The organism is Endozoicomonas sp. NE40 (genome assembly GCF_040549045.1).
In the GTDB taxonomy this organism is placed as follows: domain Bacteria; phylum Pseudomonadota; class Gammaproteobacteria; order Pseudomonadales; family Endozoicomonadaceae; genus Endozoicomonas_A; species Endozoicomonas_A lisbonensis.
Genome location: NZ_JBEWTB010000002.1, coordinates 4,874,963 through 4,894,988, shown reverse-complemented (window position 1 = coordinate 4,894,988; position 20,026 = coordinate 4,874,963). Strand labels below are relative to the sequence as shown.

14 protein-coding genes are annotated in these 20,026 nt (G+C 47.7%); 7 read left to right on the top strand and 7 right to left on the bottom strand.

Going from position 1 to position 20,026, the window contains the following annotated elements; genetic code table 11:
- Positions 1-42: 42 nt before the first annotated feature.
- The 3 genes from V5J35_RS23050 to V5J35_RS23040 form a co-directional block, all read right to left on the bottom strand.
- Positions 43-3,159 (bottom strand): plasmid replication protein, CyRepA1 family, encoded by a 3,117-nt coding sequence (locus V5J35_RS23050; protein WP_354009372.1) that lies wholly within the window; start codon positions 3,157-3,159, stop codon positions 43-45.
- A 625-nt stretch (positions 3,160-3,784) separates the two neighbouring features.
- Positions 3,785-4,147 (bottom strand): SET domain-containing protein-lysine N-methyltransferase, encoded by a 363-nt coding sequence (locus V5J35_RS23045; protein ID WP_354009371.1) that lies wholly within the window; start codon positions 4,145-4,147, stop codon positions 3,785-3,787.
- 18 nt (positions 4,148-4,165) lie between these two features.
- Positions 4,166-4,951 (bottom strand): helix-turn-helix transcriptional regulator, encoded by a 786-nt coding sequence (locus tag V5J35_RS23040; protein WP_354009370.1) that lies wholly within the window; start codon positions 4,949-4,951, stop codon positions 4,166-4,168.
- 680 nt (positions 4,952-5,631) lie between these two features.
- Here V5J35_RS23040 and V5J35_RS23035 point away from each other — a divergent pair.
- Genes V5J35_RS23035 through V5J35_RS23020 form a run of 4 tightly spaced genes read left to right on the top strand, consistent with a single transcriptional unit; the run spans position 5,632 to position 10,872 of the window.
- The gene (locus V5J35_RS23035; protein WP_354009369.1) at positions 5,632-6,201 is read left to right on the top strand and encodes a hypothetical protein; all 570 of its coding nucleotides are present in this window, start codon (positions 5,632-5,634) and stop codon (positions 6,199-6,201) included.
- Positions 6,188-7,603, top strand: a complete 1,416-nt coding sequence (locus V5J35_RS23030; protein ID WP_354009368.1) for a conjugal transfer protein TraH — start codon at positions 6,188-6,190, stop codon at positions 7,601-7,603. Before V5J35_RS23035 ends, V5J35_RS23030 begins: the two co-directional genes overlap by 14 nt.
- Position 7,604: 1 nt before the next feature.
- Complete coding sequence (locus V5J35_RS23025) at positions 7,605-9,056, top strand: conjugal transfer protein TraG N-terminal domain-containing protein (protein WP_354016513.1); 1,452 nt, start codon at positions 7,605-7,607, stop codon at positions 9,054-9,056.
- Between the two features lie 4 nt (positions 9,057-9,060).
- Positions 9,061-10,872, top strand: a complete 1,812-nt coding sequence (locus V5J35_RS23020) for a hypothetical protein (RefSeq protein ID WP_354016512.1) — start codon at positions 9,061-9,063, stop codon at positions 10,870-10,872.
- On the opposite strand, the gene V5J35_RS23015 is transcribed toward V5J35_RS23020, so the two are convergent.
- A complete protein-coding gene (locus V5J35_RS23015) occupies positions 10,849-11,199 on the bottom strand; it encodes a hypothetical protein (protein ID WP_354009366.1) in 351 nt (116 codons plus the stop codon). The two genes, V5J35_RS23020 and V5J35_RS23015, sit on opposite strands and share 24 nt — an antisense overlap.
- Positions 11,200-11,278: 79 nt before the next feature.
- Here V5J35_RS23015 and traC point away from each other — a divergent pair, with 79 nt between their 5' ends.
- Complete coding sequence (traC, locus tag V5J35_RS23010) at positions 11,279-13,699, top strand: type IV secretion system protein TraC (RefSeq protein ID WP_354009365.1); 2,421 nt, start codon at positions 11,279-11,281, stop codon at positions 13,697-13,699.
- Here traC and V5J35_RS23005 read toward each other — a convergent pair.
- The gene (locus V5J35_RS23005) at positions 13,696-14,100 is read right to left on the bottom strand and encodes a VOC family protein (protein ID WP_354009364.1); all 405 of its coding nucleotides are present in this window, start codon (positions 14,098-14,100) and stop codon (positions 13,696-13,698) included. The genes traC and V5J35_RS23005 overlap by 4 nt on opposite strands.
- A 105-nt stretch (positions 14,101-14,205) precedes the next feature.
- Here V5J35_RS23005 and V5J35_RS23000 point away from each other — a divergent pair, with 105 nt between their 5' ends.
- Complete coding sequence (locus V5J35_RS23000) at positions 14,206-16,116, top strand: TrbC family F-type conjugative pilus assembly protein (RefSeq protein WP_354009363.1); 1,911 nt, start codon at positions 14,206-14,208, stop codon at positions 16,114-16,116.
- Entirely contained in the window at positions 16,113-18,947 is a 2,835-nt protein-coding gene (gene traN, locus V5J35_RS22995) for a conjugal transfer protein TraN (RefSeq protein ID WP_354009362.1), read from the top strand. Before V5J35_RS23000 ends, traN begins: the two co-directional genes overlap by 4 nt.
- A gap of 6 nt (positions 18,948-18,953) precedes the next feature.
- On the opposite strand, the gene V5J35_RS22990 is transcribed toward traN, so the two are convergent.
- Together V5J35_RS22990 and V5J35_RS22985 are read right to left on the bottom strand one after the other, a co-directional pair.
- Positions 18,954-19,526, bottom strand: a complete 573-nt coding sequence (locus V5J35_RS22990; protein WP_354009361.1) for a PIN domain-containing protein — start codon at positions 19,524-19,526, stop codon at positions 18,954-18,956.
- A complete protein-coding gene (locus V5J35_RS22985; protein WP_354009360.1) occupies positions 19,526-19,984 on the bottom strand; it encodes a helix-turn-helix domain-containing protein in 459 nt (152 codons plus the stop codon). The genes V5J35_RS22990 and V5J35_RS22985 overlap by 1 nt, the downstream gene beginning before the upstream one ends.
- Between the last annotated feature and the right edge of the window lie 42 nt (positions 19,985-20,026).

The window sequence follows — 20,026 nt, the reverse complement described above, 5'->3', positions numbered from 1 at the left end:
GACAGTATCAATAAGCAAGGGATGTGACTGTGATGTTCGCATTCAGGTTATTTCCGGCTGGTACTGTGAGTTAATGATTGATTTTTCCATATTTCCTGATGGGGTGTTTAGTATATCCGGGTAATCAGTTTTTGCAGGTTGTCGGGGTTCCGTTGCGATATGCAATGTCCTGCCTGCCGTTACTTCCAGCTCATGTTCATAAGCTGTCACACCTTGCTTTATGTTTATACTATCTGCCGCAGCGTGTGACAGCGCTATTTGCTTATAAGCCGATCTGGACTGGGCATAGCCTCGCATACAAGTCAGTGACTCTTGGTTGATGCTGTAACGCCTGACACGCTTTTCTTTATTTGTTTCAGTGATAATCTCCCCGGTACGAATTTGCTGGCTATTGATCACCAGCCCAGCCATCCTCAGTAATCGGTTGACGAAGTTGCAGGCGGATTTCGGGCGCTGAAATTTTGCCCCCTGCGGAGTATTCATAATCACTGAATCGGGAATCAGCCGAAGCTGGTTTAGCATGAAGGGATATTCGTTATGATAAGCCTCAACCCTGTCCACTACCTGCCCTGCTTCCTGCTCTCCCCAGGATTGCTGGTAATCCCAGTTGGAGAATAACGGTTTCAGAAGTTCTCGATAAACCTCGACGCCAATGGATTCAAATCGTCGATGGCAAATAGCTGCTCCTTCCTGGTCAGGCTGTGGCAAGTAATGGCTGCCGCCCGGCAATGGAAACTGCATAAATCGCCTGAGTCGAGTCAGTCCGACCTTTTGCCAGAATTCAATATCCTGCTCCTTCAGAGCTAAAGGCTTAATGCCCAACTCTTCACAGATTCTGTAGCGTTCACAACTGCATATTTCCTGTAGCCTGGGCTCAACTTTATGCGACAGTTCCTCGTACTGGCTTTCAGAGACAATAGGCGACTGCTGTATCGCCGCCCTCTCCTCTTTTTCCACTTCCTCTTCAGTGGCTTTCCAGCGCAATTCAAAAGATTCAGACTGCTCTTTCCCTTGGTAGTACTCCATAGAAAACCCTCGGTTTTGCATCAGGTAAAAAAGACCATTGCCACCCAACGCCCTGAGCTTCACTTGTCGACTGCGCTCTGCTTCACAGAATCCGTCGTATTCTCCAACCGATACACCATCCGTATTGCAGACATAGCGTTCGGCATACTGCAATGCCCGGACTCTGGCCAGCCAGTCTTCATTGTCCTTCTTTCCGGGAATCAAATCGGCAACAACAGTAAACTGCTCGACAGACCGGAACCGCCGGAGCATTTGCACAAACTTCGTTGGCAAAACTACGTTATGGGAAAAACCAAACACCTGATCGAATGGTGCCTGAATAGAAACACCTGACTCAATGGCTGGCGTATAGATAATGACCTGATACCGCTGGGCTTCCTGATCAAAGTGTTTCTGAAAGGCCATCTGCTCTGGTTCATTTCGATTCTTTCCATGAAACAGCAGCATGGAAATGTCAGGGAACTGCTTGCGGATAATTTTTTCCAGTTTGCCTGCGTATACCCTGCTATCAGTGGCAATGGCTATTTTTTTGCCCCGAGCAATGGACGGTAACAGCTGATGATCAATGACCGATTTAGCCTGAGCTTTTCCTACAGCAAACTGACAGTTAAAGGTTACATTCTTAGAATACGGCATCTCATAAAACTGTATGTCCCTCTCTGGAAACCACTCCTGCAGCAACCCCACATGATAAGAAGACAGATCAGCATCACAGATAACGACGGTAGGCGTTTGTTCAATCAAATCTAGATAGCGGGCGAGTACCGAAGGGTCTTTGATATGCGGACTAGTCCCCAGCACGGAGATATGCTGCGAAAATTCATCCAACAGAAGAATGTCTGTTTTTCCGGATTCCAGAAATCGGCTGACATTGGGGGCACAGAGGCTGTTAATACACGTCACCAGCCGGTCAACTGTTGCCATAAAAGATTCAGGGATATCCAGATAACTATCCAGCCCCAGTCGTCTTGCCAATTCATGTGCGAGGGAAACCAGATGGGTAATCGTCAAGACTCGCTCGTGTTTCTGTAGAGCAGCTATAGAAAGTGCTGACATCAGCTTTGTTTTGCCCGACGCATAAGGGGCTTTGATCAGAATGATTTGCCCTTTCTCCAAAGAAACGGCTTTGGGGTTAAGTTCTGATACTGAGTGATAATGCTCTCCCAGTGACTTCTTTTTGCCAGAGCTTAACCCGCACTCACTCTGAATAATCTGTTGTTGCCTGAAACAGTAACCACTTAACTGCCGTTTGAGCTGATTCAGTGTATCTGGATGCAGCAGATAAGGGTTCGCAGCCTGAATCCTTTGAATAAAGTCATGCTCATCGCATTGAGCTGGAACCTTATGGTGAAAGCGGCTGACAATGGCTTTTGCCAGTGTTGCAGCACATTGCTCATTATTGGCTTTGGTAAGAAGCTTCAGGGCGCTTTGATAGTCACCACAGAAATTATCCTTTGCCATCTCAACAGCAGGTGCGGGTACAGATTTTAAATCGATAGCCTGTACAGGCTTCCTCACCCACTGCAACTGTCGCTTTAAACCCTGTAGTTCAGCATCAAGTCGGGCATCACTCCAGTCTTCACCATACCTCTGCGGTACCACCCAGCGAAAACCTGCCCAATGGCAAGCCATTATCCCTGGCAGATCATGATCCAGGGCAACTATAAGCTTCCCGGCAAGATGCGGCCATTCCTGTGTCAACTGTGCGGCAATTGACCGGGCATTGTTTTCACCAACAATACAGACCACAGGCTCACCAGTGGCCAGATAAACATTTACCGCATCCGCCATGCCGCCGACAATCCTGAGACGGCCAAAATAATGCGGCAACTCTGGTAGTGAAATGCCCACCAGCGCAAAACTTTCAGATACTCTGGTACCTTTGGTGACTTTCTTATTGTCTTTAGGAACAAAGCGCCCCGGGCTTTTCTGATGCAACAGGCCACGGGGGTAAATCCGTTCGCAACCTGTTATTTGACCTTTGACGTTTACCAACGGGTATTCAATACAATCGCCATACCACCAGTCCTGTGAACGCCGCAAGCCAACCAGTGAAGCAAGCAATTCAAAGCCCAGTTTCTTTTCTTGTAGATAGCCGGTTGGATCAACCTGATCTACAGACAACTTATTCATGACAAGAAACCTTGCCAGACACGCCAGTCTCTACCGGTTCTTCAGCCAGAGAGGGGCAGGCAATGTATGGTTCTGCTTTGACACAGTAGACATTGCTACAGAAAAACCGATTCCGTGACCGGGCCTTTCTTTTTATGCTTTCAGCATGGGGAACAAAGCAACTCACTGTGTCAGATTGAAAAGTATCTGCTGCCTGTCAAAGGACAACAGGATGCACAGTGGTTACAGGAATAGCTTTACTTCGAAATATTATTGATCGGACGATCAATAAGAAAGCATGTTTTGAAGCGTATTGAGGAAATAAAAGACGTTGAGCGGTACCCTTTAAAGTAAAGGTTACCCTCAGGAGATAACTGAACATAAATACTCCATAAAAGTATTTACGCCCAAGCCACAGGACTGACTATAATAACCATCGGTTTCATGGTTGGCCTGTGACTTTGACATAATGGCAGGGGCTGGTTGAGAAGCCGGTTCACCCCCTGTGGTGAACGCTGACAGAGTGTTCTTTAGGCAGGGCACTCTGTCTCTTACTGCTTTCAGATACTGCTATTAAATAAAAGAATATCGGACTTAACAGCCTGGCTTCACAATACATTCAATAAAACACGGTTATATTGTTTTTTCAAATCTCTCTCGATTCTTCAATCTCCTCATAATTATGCAAAATCTCATCTCCAGAAGAAATATCACTCAAAGCCAGTAAATCTGTATTAACTAACGTTACATTGGGTGTTTCTGAATGGTTGCAAAATTTAATATCACCAGATTCAAGCCGCCATTTCTTCAATCTCCTGTCAAAGTAACCAAAATGTTGTACTGTCGTTTTTTGGTCATCAGTTAATTGATGGAACTCTGCCATAGAAAGAATAAGATCATCTGACAACATAGCACGATGAACTATGTCATTCTTTTTTACGCTCTGATTTGCAAAAACTCCAATTCCACTTACACCGCTAGGCTTCAAAAGGTACTTAATCATAAACATGGCTTTTTACTCAGGTTTTTAATCAAGAATTAAAGATATATGACAGTCACCCATTAATTTTTCAGGAAGAATTTTATGAAGGTCTAGCCATACAGCTTTTTCGATTAATTGTGGTGTCGTCTGACATCCAAGCTTTTTGCGCATTCGGTCAATATAAGAATTGACAGTGCTTAAGCTCAGGTTCAAATACCGGGCAATACGCTTAGGTTCTATCTGGCCTAACAAGAAAAATAATACTTCGGATTCACGCTGAGATAAATTGTTGGTAGTGGATATTTGCATTGAAACCTGCTTTTCTCCCGTAAAATAATATTGCATGGCCAGCAAATAACTCATCGATTCTTTCCAGAATTTTATGACAGACTTTCCGTGATCAGTTAACCCTATGACTTGATCGTTATTAACCAACGGTGTCCGCTCAAAAATGTAGCAAAACCACTCTCCATCATCATCCATATGGACATCCAATACTTTAACTGGAACGCGAGTGTTCATACACCTAACATCTTGCTGATAGAAATCCAGGGCGCACTCTTCGAACGGACGTGCAGGGATTTCCGAATAGTGCTTGCCTTCGAAATTAAAAGTATCAGACAGGCAAAGCAATCGTTTCAATGCTGCGTTTCCAAAACAGTAATTTCCGTAACAATCGACTATCTCCCATGGCTCGTTAGTACTTTCCATAAAAAATCTAAAAGCCTCACCAACATAAGCAAGCGTCTCTCTCATTTCAGTCACCCTGTTTTCACGAGCATAGTCACCAATGATATGTTTTTTTGTCCGAGGCATATTATCAAAAACCATAACTTCACTCTGTAAATACCCTAGCAGAGAATTATTTCACAATTTTTTTTCTTTGCTGTAGTAAAATTTCCCACACGTCCCATGCCAGAATATCAGCAAAACCATTAGTCCAAAGGTTCTCTCATAATTCACCGGCACCGGCATTAAGTAGGTTATAAAGAGCAATACTATTTATTAAGAAATAACTGTCAATTTTGCCTTGCCAAATCATCAGCTCTTCTATAATCATCCATTGATCAGGTATTTAGCCTAAGAAATATCTGATTTTTAAACGGCAAGAAATTCGTTTTTTTTAGTTTGACTTTCTGTTACTGCCATTATGTCAAAGCCACTTGGCTGTCGTCCTTATAGTCAGCTTGTGACTTCGGCATGTACTTCTCTCTGGAGTTGTATCATGACGATCTTTCCCTATTCAAAAGTCTCTTCCCTGCATTCTGTTTATATATCAAAACTGCTCCCCCAATATACGACATTTGTTTCATTTAGGTCAGGTTAGGACTCAACTTACTTTACGAACTGCTCTCAGGGCTGTTTGTCTCAATCAATTCCTCTGTTTTGTTTTTTTCTTTGCAAAAAAAAGCAGGGTATCTCTTTGTCTGCAAAAAATGCTTGCCGAATGCCCCTATGGTTGAGGATGGGCGGTAGCGTGGGGGCGAGTTCAGTTTTATTTGGAGTCTGATATGAAAAAACGAGAGAAACGCTCCCAGCCGGCATTACTGATGCACTTCAATCTGAAAACACATCAGGGGCAGAGAATGTGCCAGTGGATGGATTATCGCCTGAAAAACCTGCTGTTCATGCTGGAGGTGGTCTACTCAGAAAACCACGATCTGCAGGATCTCTCTGTAAAAGCGATTGAGCAGATCACTCAGGAACTGGAAGCACTGGATCATTCCCTGCAAAACTTTTTGGATGAAGTGCCACCGCCTGCCAAAAGAGGTTCTTCGGTCACCTATAACAAACCTAAAGATTTCACCGTACAGTGTACAACGCCCCAGGCCATCACCTATGTGAATATTCTGAAAAACTACGACCTTCTGATTCAGAAGTGTGACCTGCTGTGGCTGACTGGGCAATGGAGCCGGAAGGAATCCAGAGAGCCCGTTCATGAATGGACTAAAACTTTATCCAGGGGTATTGGTCACTGCTCGGAACTGTTCTCCCCTCTGCGGCGTCAGTACATTCAATATCAAAAACTGAATCATAGTGGTGACGAGAGTGAGCAGGCTGAGAGCGGTGTCAGTTCTTAAATTTTTCTGTCACTGTCTGTTTTTTAGCTTGCTGATCGCCTGCTGTATCACTCTGGTACATGCCAGCTCATTACAGCAAGAGCTGAACAAGATGCTCAACTCTTTATCCACTCACTCTGATCCTGCCGTGTACCAAACCCAGCGTCGGGGCGTAATCTCCGGTGGTGCGTTTCATGCCCGAACCCGCATTAATGAAACCAACCTGACCGGCTTTGTACCGCCAGAGTTCTCCGCAGGCTGTGGCGGCATCGATCTGTACGGCGGCTCATTCTCATTCATCAATAGCGAGCAGTTCAACAAACTGATTCGGGATATTGCCGGTAATGCCTCCGGTTATTTGCTGGGACTGGCCATCAGCGCCATGAATGAAAAAGCGTACCAGCATATTGAAGCCCTGCAGGAAAAGATCATGCACCTGAACAGTCTTTTCTCCAATTCCTGCCAGATGGGTCAAGGGCTGGTGAACAGTATGCCTATGCCCGCAGCCATGAAAAAGTTTCAGACCGATGCTTCACTTAATATCAGCCGTTCCAATGTAGCGGATACCTTTCAGTCATTTACCGGAACAGGGCTGTCTGACCGAGATCCGGTCAAAGCCTGGCGTCAATCTGCCAGCCCTCAGGATCAGGAAAGGTTACTGGGCAATCTGGTCTGGAATGCCCTGAAGAAATCTTCGGCTATTACCGGCAATGAGTATCGGGAAGCGGTAATGAGCCTGACTGGAACCATTATTGTCTCCATGAATTCCGGCGATCCCCAGCCAAAACTGTTCAGTTACATCGGCAACCAGCTGAAAGTGGAAGACCTGATTTATGGCTCTGAGCAAGTGAGTTTGTACCGTTGCAAAGACCATTCCGGTTGTCTGTCCATGAATCTGGTGGATAAACAAAAGCTATCCGGGCTGGCAGAACATTTAACCCAGCAATTCAATACCCTTGCGGATCACTGGCATCAAAATTCCAGAGGTGTTTTACAAACAGTCAACGGAGTGTCGGCAACTGCCCTTCTACACAATTTACCCGTGGGTACAGGGGCAATGATCCGCAATCTAACGGCAGCTGATGTACAGTTGGCCAAGCTATTCATCACCCAGGCTTCACCCCATATTGCCTTTTATATGGTGCATCAGTTTATTGAGGATTTGCACCAGATCACCACTTCAATCATCAATATGGAAGGTGATTATCATCCCTTTGCCCAACAATTACAGACGACACTGAACTTGTCACGAACTCAGTTGCATCGTGAATTGCAAAGGCTGGGCGAGCGTTACGGTCGCTTTGGTGAGTTGATTCAGGATTATCGGCATATGCTAGCCGTGGCGGAACAGAAACGTTATCAGAAACTGCCACCGGCAAAAGCTCAGCGTTCACCTTCCCGTCTGACTCCGGCAAACCCTTAGCATGGAAACCATCTACTCCATCGGAGATGCCCATTTTCTCTACACCGTGTTGAACGGTTTGGTGATGATGGTCAGCAACCCTGACTTTATTCTGACCATCAAGATCGGTTTTATCATCGGTACTTTCTATCTGGCACTGCAGGGATTGATGGCGGGCAAGTTTCCAGCGTTTCAGCATTTGCTGTTAAGCCTGCTGATCTATACGGCTCTGTTTGGTTTACCGACGGGAGGTAGTCGCTACAAGGGCATCGACGTGGATATATATGATGTGTACACCGACACCAACCGCAAGGTGGATAACGTACCCTTCGGCATTGCCCTCACCGCCAGTATGCTTTCTACCCTGACCTGGAAAATGACTGAAATTTTTGAACAGGCTTTTCATACAACGGATGCGGTGAAACTAACCCGCAATGGTTATCTATCCAGCCTGATCCGGTTGATGGAAGCCCGCAGAAAAGCCATGAACCAGTTTCAGAATAACCCTGCTCTGGCGCAGTCATGGCGCAACTACATCAAAGAATGCACACTGATCGGTATCGACCTGAACTACAAAACCACCCATGAGGTATTCAGTAACGCCGACGTGATGACTGCCCTGGAATTTCAATCCGATGTCTTTGGCACCCTGATTTATCGCAATGGACAGCCTACGTCAGTGACCTGCAATGAAGCCTTCGCCTGGTTAAAGCCCCGGCTCAATGCCTGGTTTGATCAACAGATTCAGCAGGACAACAGCTCTGCAAGAAGCCTGACGCTGGGATCAGCCCTGCAAGCGTTAAGCCAGGGTGCAGAATCCAGCCGTAATTTTATGATGGCTTCTGCCCTGCTGCCCATTTACCACGACGCCACTATCGAGAAGCTTCAGGATATGCAGCAACCTCAAGCAGCCATTATGACCCAACAGGCATTGCTGCAACGGAATACGCAGTGGGCAGGAGAACAGCACCTGTTTCTGAGCAGTATGCGGGCGATGATGGCGTATATCGAAGGGTTTGTTTTTGCGGTTACTCCGTTGATGGGGTTGCTGGTCTGCGTAGGTCTGTTTGGTGTGCGACTGGCGTTTAAATACCTGATGTTGTTGCTTTGGATTCAGTTGTGGATGCCGGTTCTGTCCATCAATAATCTTTATATTACGCTGGTTTCACAGGGAGCGATGGCAGCACTGTCAGCTCCCATTACCAGCTTTACCGGCATCATTGAGTCGGGGCCGATTCTGGAGTACTGGTTAGGCGTCGGTGGATTAATGGCAGCATCTACCCCCGCACTGGTGCTGATGCTGTTATACGGCAGTGCGATTACAGCCACCCATCTGGCAGGCAGGATGCAGAGTGGTGATTTCGTGAACGAGAAAATCAGCTCGCCGGATATTATGATGCCCGGAGCTGCGGTTAATCAGCAGGCGCGGTTGGAATATCGGACCTCAACAGGGGGCGACACGGGGACAGATTGATCAGGTGGTTCCGGCATTATCTGCCAGCAGTCATCTGTCCAGCCTTGTGCAATCCAAAGATGCGGCAAGAAAATCTTCCGGTATGGCTTTCAGTCAGGCTACCAGTCATGCAATTCAGCAACGGTATGGAGATTCCATTGATAGCCGGGAGTTACGTCAGTTCAGCAGCAGTTTAAGCTCAGGGCAAAGTGAAGTTGCCTCAATGCGAGATAATCTCGCAAGAGATTTGCAGAAACAATTTGGGTTAAGTTCCCAGATGTCTGAAGATATGGCTACCTCAAAAGTACTGGAAGCTGGCGGTGGAATATCAAAACGAGGCATTCTTGGAAGTCTCTTCGGTATTAATGGCAACTACCAGAAGAAATGGTCTGGTATGAACCGAGATTCTAAAAGTGATAGCTTTCAGGATGCGCTGGCTCACGTTAGTAGTGAACAATTTTCAAAAAACTGGGATTCACAATTACAAAAAGCACTTTCCATGGATGCCAGTAATAGCCATTCTCACAGCTGGATGAAAGAACTCGGCGTAAACGATAGCCAGTCCTACCAGAAAATGGCTCAGGAAAGCCTCAGTACTGAAAAAAGCTATGAACAGGTCAGCCAGTTGCAGCAACAACTAGGAAAAGCCCTGAATACGGGACCGGCGGTCTGGGCGAACCGTTTAGCCTCTTCTGAATCTGGCATGAATACACTGCAGTCAAAGCCTTACGATCCTGAGTTTCAGAAGCAGGTTAACCGCAATGTTAAAAGGTTCAGCGGGCAGTTTGCCAACTCTTCAGAAACTCTTGCTGCCGCACTGGTATCATCCTATCTGAACAGTCCTAACGAGAATGACCTGGGAAGGTTGAGCGAAGCTCTACAAAAGTCCGGTATCATCAGTTCGGGGTCGTTGAATGATAGTCCGCTGTCTAATCAGTCATTGGTGCCTGAAGCCAACAGAAATAGCAACCTTTCCAAGTCAGTTACAGATGCAATTCACAAACCTGAAAGCATCAATAGCGAGCAAGTCAGGCAACGAATTTCAGAATCCGGACAGTTGCCTGAACAAAAAACTCTTCAGAATGCGAACCTTCGAGCAGCAGCTACACAACAACCCGAAGCCTTGCAACCTTTGATCAAGGCATTCCAACAGTCCAGCGATTCTATTCAGGGTCAGTTTCAGAATTCAGGTCAAAGTAAGCCCTATGTCACCAGCCTGTTAAAGCATAGTGCCTATGGAACACAGCCTTCCACCTCTGGTTCGGGGCTAAGCCTGACATACAATGAAGCCTTTGATAAAGCAGCATCCCACGGCCTTACAGACCATCAGGCAGCTGCCTTTGCGTCAATGGTCAAAGATCGTGACCTCAGATATGAACGAAGTGCTGAACCGGAAGATCGTCGTCATCGTTTGGGGCAGTCGATAGCTGAAATCAGCAGGGGCTGGGGTGACAAAGATGCGATTTTAGGACAGCACGTTTTCAATCACCTGACTCATGCAGCAGACAATCCACAACACACTAACGCAGCACTCACTCTTATCGGTGAAATGAACAGGCTTTACCAGCCTGAACTAAGAGAATATGAGCAGTCAGTGGAAAAATGGCTGAAGGGGCAATCACTGCTCCCGGTGGAAGGCAACTATCTAGATACGACTATGCCCCCTGCGCATATTGGCAGCAATATAGGAAACCAAATCCAGCAACGCCAGGCAGAGAACAACCTGAGTGTATTTGGCAGACCCGATAAAGAACATTTCCAGGAATCATCAAGTCGGTTGTCCCGAACCCAAAGGGAAATAAAGCAAAACTTTTTAGATCAGGTCAAACCTGACTGAATCATCTCCTCCATAGGGGTTGCCAGCAATATCTAAAGCACCAGCCATTGGTAAGCCCGTTGCCGGGTTAGTTTCATTCATAGGTTGCTCATCGTCCTGAATCTTAGAGCCCTCATCCGAATATTGTTCTGGAAACTTTTGATCAAGCAGCCATAGCTGATAAAAACACCCTACAGAAAACAAGCTCCAGAACACCGGAGATTCTACAAGCGTCCACCAATAGCCTGGTGAAAAAAGCAGATAGACCAACTGTTCCATCAGTAGAGAACCAACAACCAGGAATATCAGCCCCGCCACAAGCCCTTTAATTTGTTTCAGAAGATTCATCGTTTTACCTCCCAGTAGCTTCCTACTGAGTATTTACATCCGTCAATCAACATAGTCCAAATTAGCCGGGAAATGCCGAATGTTCGCCAATTCAAATACGACTGTGCCAATAGAACCTGAATTTACCGACGCGCTTCTTACTACCCGGGCTTATGACCCTGAAGGCAAACTCTTTTTATGCGACGACAAACACCTGTTTTTCGGCTTTCTCTGCATGCCACTCAGCGGACTGGATTCCGGGCTTGATGACCGGCTCAATGGCTTATTGAATCAGGACTGGCCGGGAAACACGCTGTTGCAGTGTGGACTGATTTCAAGCCCTGACCTGATGCAGACTATTCGTCAGTTGATGCTCTCCAAAGACCGTGCTGACCCACGCTTCAAAGCCATGTTGAAGCAGAATATTGAACAGCTGCAATCAGGCATTCATCAACCTGTGACCAATGAACAGATGCTCAGGCATGGTATTTTATGGTTCACCATCAAAGTACCCGTCAAGGAGCGTACACCCGGTGATGATGAGGTGCTACAGGTTAAACGCCTCAAATCGTCTTTTGAGGGTGGCATTGAAACCGCAGGGTTGCTGTCCTCGCCCATGAGCCAGCACGACTGGTTGCGCCTGAATATGATTCTGGTTAACCATCCTGAACAGGGGAGTTGGGCTCTGGATGGAGCCAGAGTTGATGCCGAAAAACCTTTAAACCAACAGGTGTTTGATCCGGACACTGCACTATTAGTATCCCCTGTTCATCTGAGCCTTGGTTCAGGCAGTAAGTCCCGTGCCGTGAAAGTTCTCGTGGCCAAAAAGCTCCCCGCCTACGCACAGCTTGGTCATGCTTTTAACTATCTGGGTGACAGCCAGAATGGGCATAGGGGCATCAAGTGCTATGCCCATATTCATGTGCTGCTTCACTTTCCTCCCATAAGACAGTTGCAGTCTTCCCTCGGTAACCGACAGAGAATCGCTATTCAGCAATCGTCTAGCCCTATTACCCGCTTTGAACCCCGACTGACGGAACGCAAGAAAGATTTTGACGTGCTGTTTGAGGCACTGAACCAAGGGGATGCGCCGTTAATGCTGACCTTTGCCTTGGTTCTGTATTGCGACTCTGAGAAAGAAGCCAATCGCCTGTCGTCCAATGCCAGCAGCTATTACCGTGAACTGGGATTTATGCTCTACGAAGACGTCTATTTTATGTTACCTATGTTTCTCAACACACTGCCCGGCAACGCCCAGAAGGCTACCCAAACCATTGCCATGCATGAGAAGACTCTGGCGACCCGTCATGCCGTTCCACTCCTGCCCCTGTTTGATGACTGGCCGGGGCATCAGGAAGCGTTGCTAAATCTTGTTTCACGACGGGGGCAGCTAATGAACCTGTCACTGTTTGAGTCCAACAGCAACTACAACGCTATTATCGCCGCTACTTCCGGAGCCGGTAAAACAGTGCTGGTGAACGAAATGATCAGCAATATCCTGATCCGTGGTGGGCAGTGCTGGGCGCTGGATATTGGCGAAGGTTATAAAAAGCTCTGCCATCATTTTGATGGCCTGTTTCTCGATTTTGATCAGGGCAGTAATATCGGCATGAACCCTTTTGCCCTGGTGCATGATTACGAAGAGGAAGGGGATATTCTGCTGGCGTTAATCATCGCCATGGTATCGCCCAGAGAACCGTTGACACCTTACCAGGAAGCAGGACTGAGGGAGCAGATTCGTGAGTTATGGGAGCATGAGGGTACGGGAAGCAGTATTGATCTATTGCAGGAGCGGTTAAAACATCATACGGACGAGCGTATGACCGATCTGGCCTTACAGCTCAGTGCATTCACATCAAAAGGAGAATACGGTCGTTTTTTCTGTGGTGACAATACACTGGATATTAACCAGTCGTTTACCGTACTGGAGCTGCGCCACCTCGATAACCGCAAGCATCTTCAACGGGTGGTGATTCTGGAGCTGATCTACCTGATCCAGCAGATCATGTATTTTGGCGATGTGAACCGAAGAAAACTGGTTGTTATTGATGAAGCCTGGAACCTGATGCGGGATACTCAAGGAGCTGCCCTGTTTATCGAACACGGCTTCCGTCGTTTTCGTCGCTTTAACGGTGCTAATCTCATGGCTGCCCAGCGCATCGAAGACTTTTACGAAACCGCCGCAGGCAGAGCCGCACTGGACAATAGCGCCACCCAGTTTCTGCTGAAACAACAGCTGGCTACCATCAACGAGTTAGAAAAACAGCAACGCCTGCCCTTATCACCCGAAGGCTACAAGCTGCTGAAAACCGTTCATACTGTGGAAGGTAAATACTCCGAAGCTCTGGTATTGACAGAACAGGGCTCCGGTATTGGTCGGTTAATTCTGAATCCCTTTAAAAAACTGCTCTACTCCAGTCATCCGGAAGATGAAGGGGCTATCAGAGCTTATCGTGATCAGGGCTTGGCTTTAAGTGATGCCATTGTTCAGGTTTTAAGAGACAGGAATACACTGTCTTAAAGTTTATCTCCGGGCTGATGAAACTCAATCACATTGCGATCAGGATCACGTATAAACAGCAATAGAGCACCATTGTCTGTAGTAATAGGACCTTCTGTGATGGCAATACCAAGCCCCTGCAACTGCTCCTGAACCTCGTTGATGTCCTCCACTTCAAGCGCCATATGGGTATAGCCCAGATGCTTCTGGTCAACATCCATCAGGATATTCTCTCCCGGCTGAACTGTTGCGTTCAGGATAAAGTTAAGATTGACGCCGCAGGGATGCTCCATAACGGCAACCGGCTCTGGTCCCACAGGGCCTGCCAGAAACCGAAAACCGAGCTGTTCATAAAAATCCCTGGTCGTCTGCAGGTCACTTACACGAATGCCCACATGGTTAATTCTCTTGACCGGTATCATTGCCTACCTCCGGCTGATGGAAGCCTGTCTTTCCTCTCAATGTATCAACACCACACAGCCATGTACAAACCGAAAGCTGCACAAAACCGCAGGAACACTCTGACTTTGTCTTGTTTGGTTCTATGCCTTTGGATACCACGGGTATCATGGGGACAACAGCCAGCAATAACAGTTCAGCTGTTTATATCCGAGAGCCTTGGACAAACGACTATAACTGATATTCTCAGAACTCTGCCGGAAGACAGGTCGATTTCCATCATTGCCAGAGGGCTGTTACCGGGCGATAAACCTCTGAACCGAACCGTACGATACTGGCAGACTATTCTGGAGCAATCCGGCACGAATCATGGGATTCAGATTGATCCGGTTGCTTTTAGTGCCGCAGGTATAACTCAGGTTCCCACACTGCTTTTATCTGAGGGCGGCAAGCCGTTGCTGAAAGTTGCGGGCGTTACCTCCTGCGAGTGGTTGTTAAGGCAGTTTCAAATTGGTGTCCGGGGTGATCTGGGTCTGAGAGGTTCGGCCTACCCCGTTAGCGAACCCGATTTGCTGGAAGTGTTGCTCAAACTCATAAAACAACAGGACTGGCAGGCTGTACAGGCAAAAGTACACGGGCGGTTACAGAGCAGAAACTTTTCTTTCGGAGCAAAGCTGCCAACCAGCCAGCAAGCATCCAGCAAAGTCCTGAAACTTTCCAGTCACTGGCAAACACCAATAATTGCGCTTGATATCAATGATCGTCAGCAACAAAAAGCTGTGATTCCGTGGTTACAGCAACATCCTGACGCTTTGGTGCTGGTTTCAAATGGCTCGTTGCAAAAATTTCAAACACTGCCGTCTATCTGGCAAGAACATCCAATTTATATCATGCCCCCAGAGCTGGTTCATCGCTTTCAACTGACAGCCTTACCCGCATTAATGACACCGGAAAGCCAGAATCACTGGCGAGTGACGACAGCAGAAGTATCACAGTTTTCAGCCATTGAAGTGATGTCATGGGCAAGAGCTTTGATTTCCAAAACAACACAACCAGCCTATGCCGTTGAAACCACAGACAATCCCTCAAAAGCCCTGTGCCAGAACGTACCGATTCTTTCTGAAAAGCTAATTACCTCTGTCCCCTGGAAAGAGTTGTTTCCCATCCGTATCGGGCTGGCAAAGCTGGGTTCCGGCAAGGAACCAAATCACAGAGCCAAAACCAGCACAGGACTGTGTCTGTGCGAAGACAGTGCAGGCATATTTCATCCCGGAGTCACTACAGGATTCTGGCGACCACAACGATTGATAGAACTCACTCGTGGTCCGGGCTGTTTAATGGCGCTTGGCGGTCACAAATTGCCTATTGCTGACCAGCGTCGTTGGGGAACATTAGGCTCTGCCAATATCCCCAAAGGGCTGACCTATATGCACGCCCATGTTTACAGCTTGCCATTGATTGAGATGCTGAATATGTACACAGGTATCGGTGGTTGCAACAGCGATCTGGTGGATTTTGATCTGATGAATCTGTCGGAAGTTGATCCCTCATGGAATCATCCAGAGTTAGCGGCTCTGCTTTCACCAGACCTTGCCGCTTATGCCAACCCCTCAGCCTTAAATGCCTGTACTGCGGACGGCTTATCGGCTTTGAACTCACAGCCAATGGACAGCCTGCACTGGTGCGCTGGTAGTTGGGGAAACCTGTATCCACTGTCTGGCTTTACCAGCACCTACGGACACTTTGCTGATAACACCAGCCTGCTGGCAACAAGAGCATTAGCCAAGATTCATCGCATCGGCCTTGCCCGAAAAACCGTAGGCGAGGATGCACAGTGCCACAGTCGTATTACACCCTGGCTACCCAAAAGCCAATACAAGATGAGCATGTTCTGGCCAGAGCCTGAAAAACAGCAGGCTCACTGGATCGGTGCCTCTGCAGTAACATGGGGAATGCACCGGCACCCATTGGGTAAAGACGACGCCATGTATCTGCTCTGGCAGTACCGGGACTGTTGTCAGACGGCAGTGAGCCAGTGAAGTATTGTCGGCCCAACAAAGTGTATTGCCTTCTTCTCTTTTGCATAACCACTGCCTTTGCAGAAGAAGCTGCCAAAACCTTTGAGCAACACACCCGCTCCCAGTGGCTCAACGACATCAGTCATAAGACCGAAGCCATTACCCGTAATCCGGAGTCGGTTATTGGTTCTGCCCCCACGCTCATCATGGAAAAATCTCAAGACCACCAACACCGACAACAGCTGGAACGCTTTTATCACAGTGAAGACTTTGATGGCTTACAAACCTTTGGTGAACACCGGGCAACCCAGTTGGAAACCGAGCAGTCACCGGAAGGCGAAGCCTGGCGCCTGTTGAACCAATCACCCAACCGCTACTATCCCGATGCCAATGAACACCGAGTTCTGGGAGCTATGGAGCTGAGTGTGAATGTCCTGCAACACCCCAATACATGGTCAAAACAAAAGCACTGGCCTACCGATGCTCAGGGCAATCCGGTTTACGACTCCAATGCAGAGATGAGCGCCACCATTGCCCAGCTGCGCCAGCACTTCAAAGGCTGCGACTATCAGAAAACGTTGGTACTGAAACAGGATCGACAGGTACACAGCCCCGATATCAGGGAGTGCACCCGGGCATTGGTCACAGACGACAGCGTAACGCTTAGCCGTAAAATCCGAATCAGCCCATTCCTTGAATATGTCTCCGGTTCAGGTTTATCGGGTATGAACAGCTGTGAAAGTAGTTCTGCATATGAAGGCTGCATTCAGATTCGATTGGGCAAAAATCGGGGCGCAGATAACTACTACCGCTGCGGCTGCTGTATCAAAGAGGAAACCTTCACTGTCACTTTGCAAAAACCGGAAGCCCTTACCCGTGCCGTCATTCAGGAAGCCCGCTGGGATGACCGGATGCAAATATGGATTAACAATCAGAAGGTATGGCAGAGCAATGGCGACTTTCCACCAGAGAGCGGCGGAGGTTGTGAACTGGACGAGAATTTTTATCTGAATAGCCCCGTTACACTGGACAGAGCTGTTTTAAAAAGCCTGGATCATCAACTGGCGGTCAAAATACGAACATCTGTAGGAGATATGGGCGAAGGTTACGCTCTGCTAAAGCTGTATTTTGATATGGACAAACTGGTGGATGAAGACCGCTGGACACCTGTTTCCCAACTTGAACAGCTGCAAGCCATGAAACAGTGGCAACAGGATGGATTATGTAACCTTCAGTTCCACTGCCTTGAACGGATGACAGAGGCAGAACACTCTCTTCATGGCAAAGTGATAGCGTTACGTCCTACCTTGTCACGACAACTGCCCTCCGACTGCAAAACAGCAAGAGCAGAGGCTGATTGTTTTTATTACAAGACCGCCGCCATACAACAACCTCCCGATGGCTGTTCCCAGTTTGCCAATAATCCTGACTGTGAATTTCTCGGCAGCCGGTGTCTGGGAGACTCTCCATCAAAAGAAGGTGGAGTCTGCTACACCTCAGAAGACCGCTACGACTGCGGCTACACAGGTTCACTGAATCGCATCGGCATCGAAGAGAGCATTCACTGCGAAGGCCAACCTATGAAGTGCATGTTAGGAGAGTGTCAGGCAGATATTACCGATGCTGATAATACGGACTTTGCCAGTGCGGTAAGTGGTCTCCACGCCGCAAAACATATGGCGCACGATATGGAGTGTGACCCTTATGGTGGTGGTTGTCAGATATTCAGCGGTAAAGCCTGCACCTGCAAAAAAGGTATTTTCAATATGGTGGACTGCTGCAACCTCCCCACCAACGTCAATTTTGGCAGCTACCTGAACCTGCTGTTGATGGGCTATCTGTTCGACAAGTCAGCGATCCACCTGCAAGGTCATTATCCCAACCTCCTGACCGGAGGCTACCAGAAATTGCGAGAGCCGTTGATGCAGGGTATTAATAAGCTCACTCAACCTGCAAAAAATCTCTGGTCAGATGTGGCTTCTTATATGGAGAATAGCTGGGATAAACTCACCGAAAAGCTCTGGCCAACACCCGCTGAAGTCCACACCCAGGCTGCGACAGCTCAACCCATTGCCGGAGAGCTGTCACAGGAAGCGCAAAAGAGTGTTCTCGGTAATATGCAACAACAGCTCATGCGAATGATGGCCGAAGTCGTCCAGAAAGTGCTAGGAGAAGATGCCACCAATCTATTGTTCCGAACTGTAGGCGATAATCTGGCTTCACAGGGTGGGCAGCTGAGTCAACAAACGCTGATGATGAATCCGGCCATCACTTCGGCCATCAGTGCCGTCACCATGCTCTATACCGCCTATGTTATGACCAAACTGATCGTACAGATCGCTTACCAGTGTGAAGATGACGAGTTTGAACTGGCGGCCAAACGAGAGATGAAAACCTGCCACAAAATCGGCAGTTATCGAGAGTCCGAGTTATTGGGAATAACCAGTCTGGAATTTAACAGCTACTGCTGCTTCAACTCGCCTCTGTCCCGTATCCTGCAAGTGCAGATTCGGCAGCAGTTGGACATGGGCTGGGGTTCAGCCAAACATCCAGACTGTTCAGGTATCACTCCCGAAATCTTACAAACGGTAGACTGGAACCGAATAGACCTGAGCGAATGGTTGGCACTGCTGAAACTGCAAAACAAGTTGCCGGAATTGAATGCCGATACACTGAAGCAGCTCAATCTTGAAAAGCTCACAGGCAAAGGTTCCAGGCTGGATTTTGACGATCAGCGGGAAGATAGCCGGAAGCGGTTGAATTCCCGTTACCAGGGGCTAACGACTCAAGACGTAAACCATTACCAACAAATGAAAACGGATAACCTGCGAAAGTCTAAGAACCGTCAGTAAAAACGATCACAAAGCCAGCTTCATGGTTTCAAGCCAGGTTACTGTTTCCGGTAAGCGCTGTTTTCTGAGCCTGCCAAGGTATTCGTCCACGGTCATTGGAGGGTTCTTTAGGGAATCTCTTGCAGTTCGAATAACCCCGATCACCTCTGCAGGATGTAAATCGATCAAGTCATGAATAAAGCTGTCCGGATGTATGGCCTGAAGTTCGAAAGGCGCAAGAGCTTCATCGGGAAAGTCCTTCAGGTTATAAGTGACAATAACATCAGCGTTTGAGGCGATGGCAGCTGCCACAACATGACGATCATTTTCATCAGGCAGAACAATTGAATCAATCAAATAGTCATAACCTTCGACCAGAGCGTCCCTGACGTGGGAATTCATCAACTGTCTTGTTTTTCGAAGGTAGTTTTCATCAATGTCCGGATGGTTTGCCTTTAGGTTGCGAGTCCACTCGTCGTGAATCCTGTCGGTCCACTTAGCCCTGAATGTATCCGTCAAAGCCAGTCGCAGCAAAACATCTCGTAAGACTGAGGGATAAATGACGCAGGCATCATAAACCGCTGTAAATTGGGAAGCCATCAATACTCCGGGTCGTGCATTTGGGACAGGGCAGAAAGCTCATCCAGAGACGATAGCCTTTTGGCATCAACAGCTGTTTTGTAGTCCATCAGATCCTGATAGCGCACTCTGCGGTGACGACCCACTTTGTGATGTGGAATCTCCCCCTGATCAAGCATCCTGACAAGGTAAGGCCGGGAAACATTAAGAATATCTGCCGCTTCCTGAGTCGTTAATTCAGCATGAATAGGAATGATTTTCACAGCATTGCCCTGTCCGAGCTGCGCCAGGATATCAACCAGCAGGCTTAATGCTCTGGTGGGAATCGACAGAGCATGCTTTTCACCATCCTTAGAGCTGATGGCAATTTGTTGTGACTCGGTACCTGTTTCCAGGTAGGCCGAAATCTCCCGACTGCACTCTTGTGCAATAGCTATCTCTTCTGCCGTAGGCAGGGTCAGTTTGTCTTTGGTAGTCATAGATAGTCCTTGATGGCGTACTTCCTGAGTTTGTCATTATCT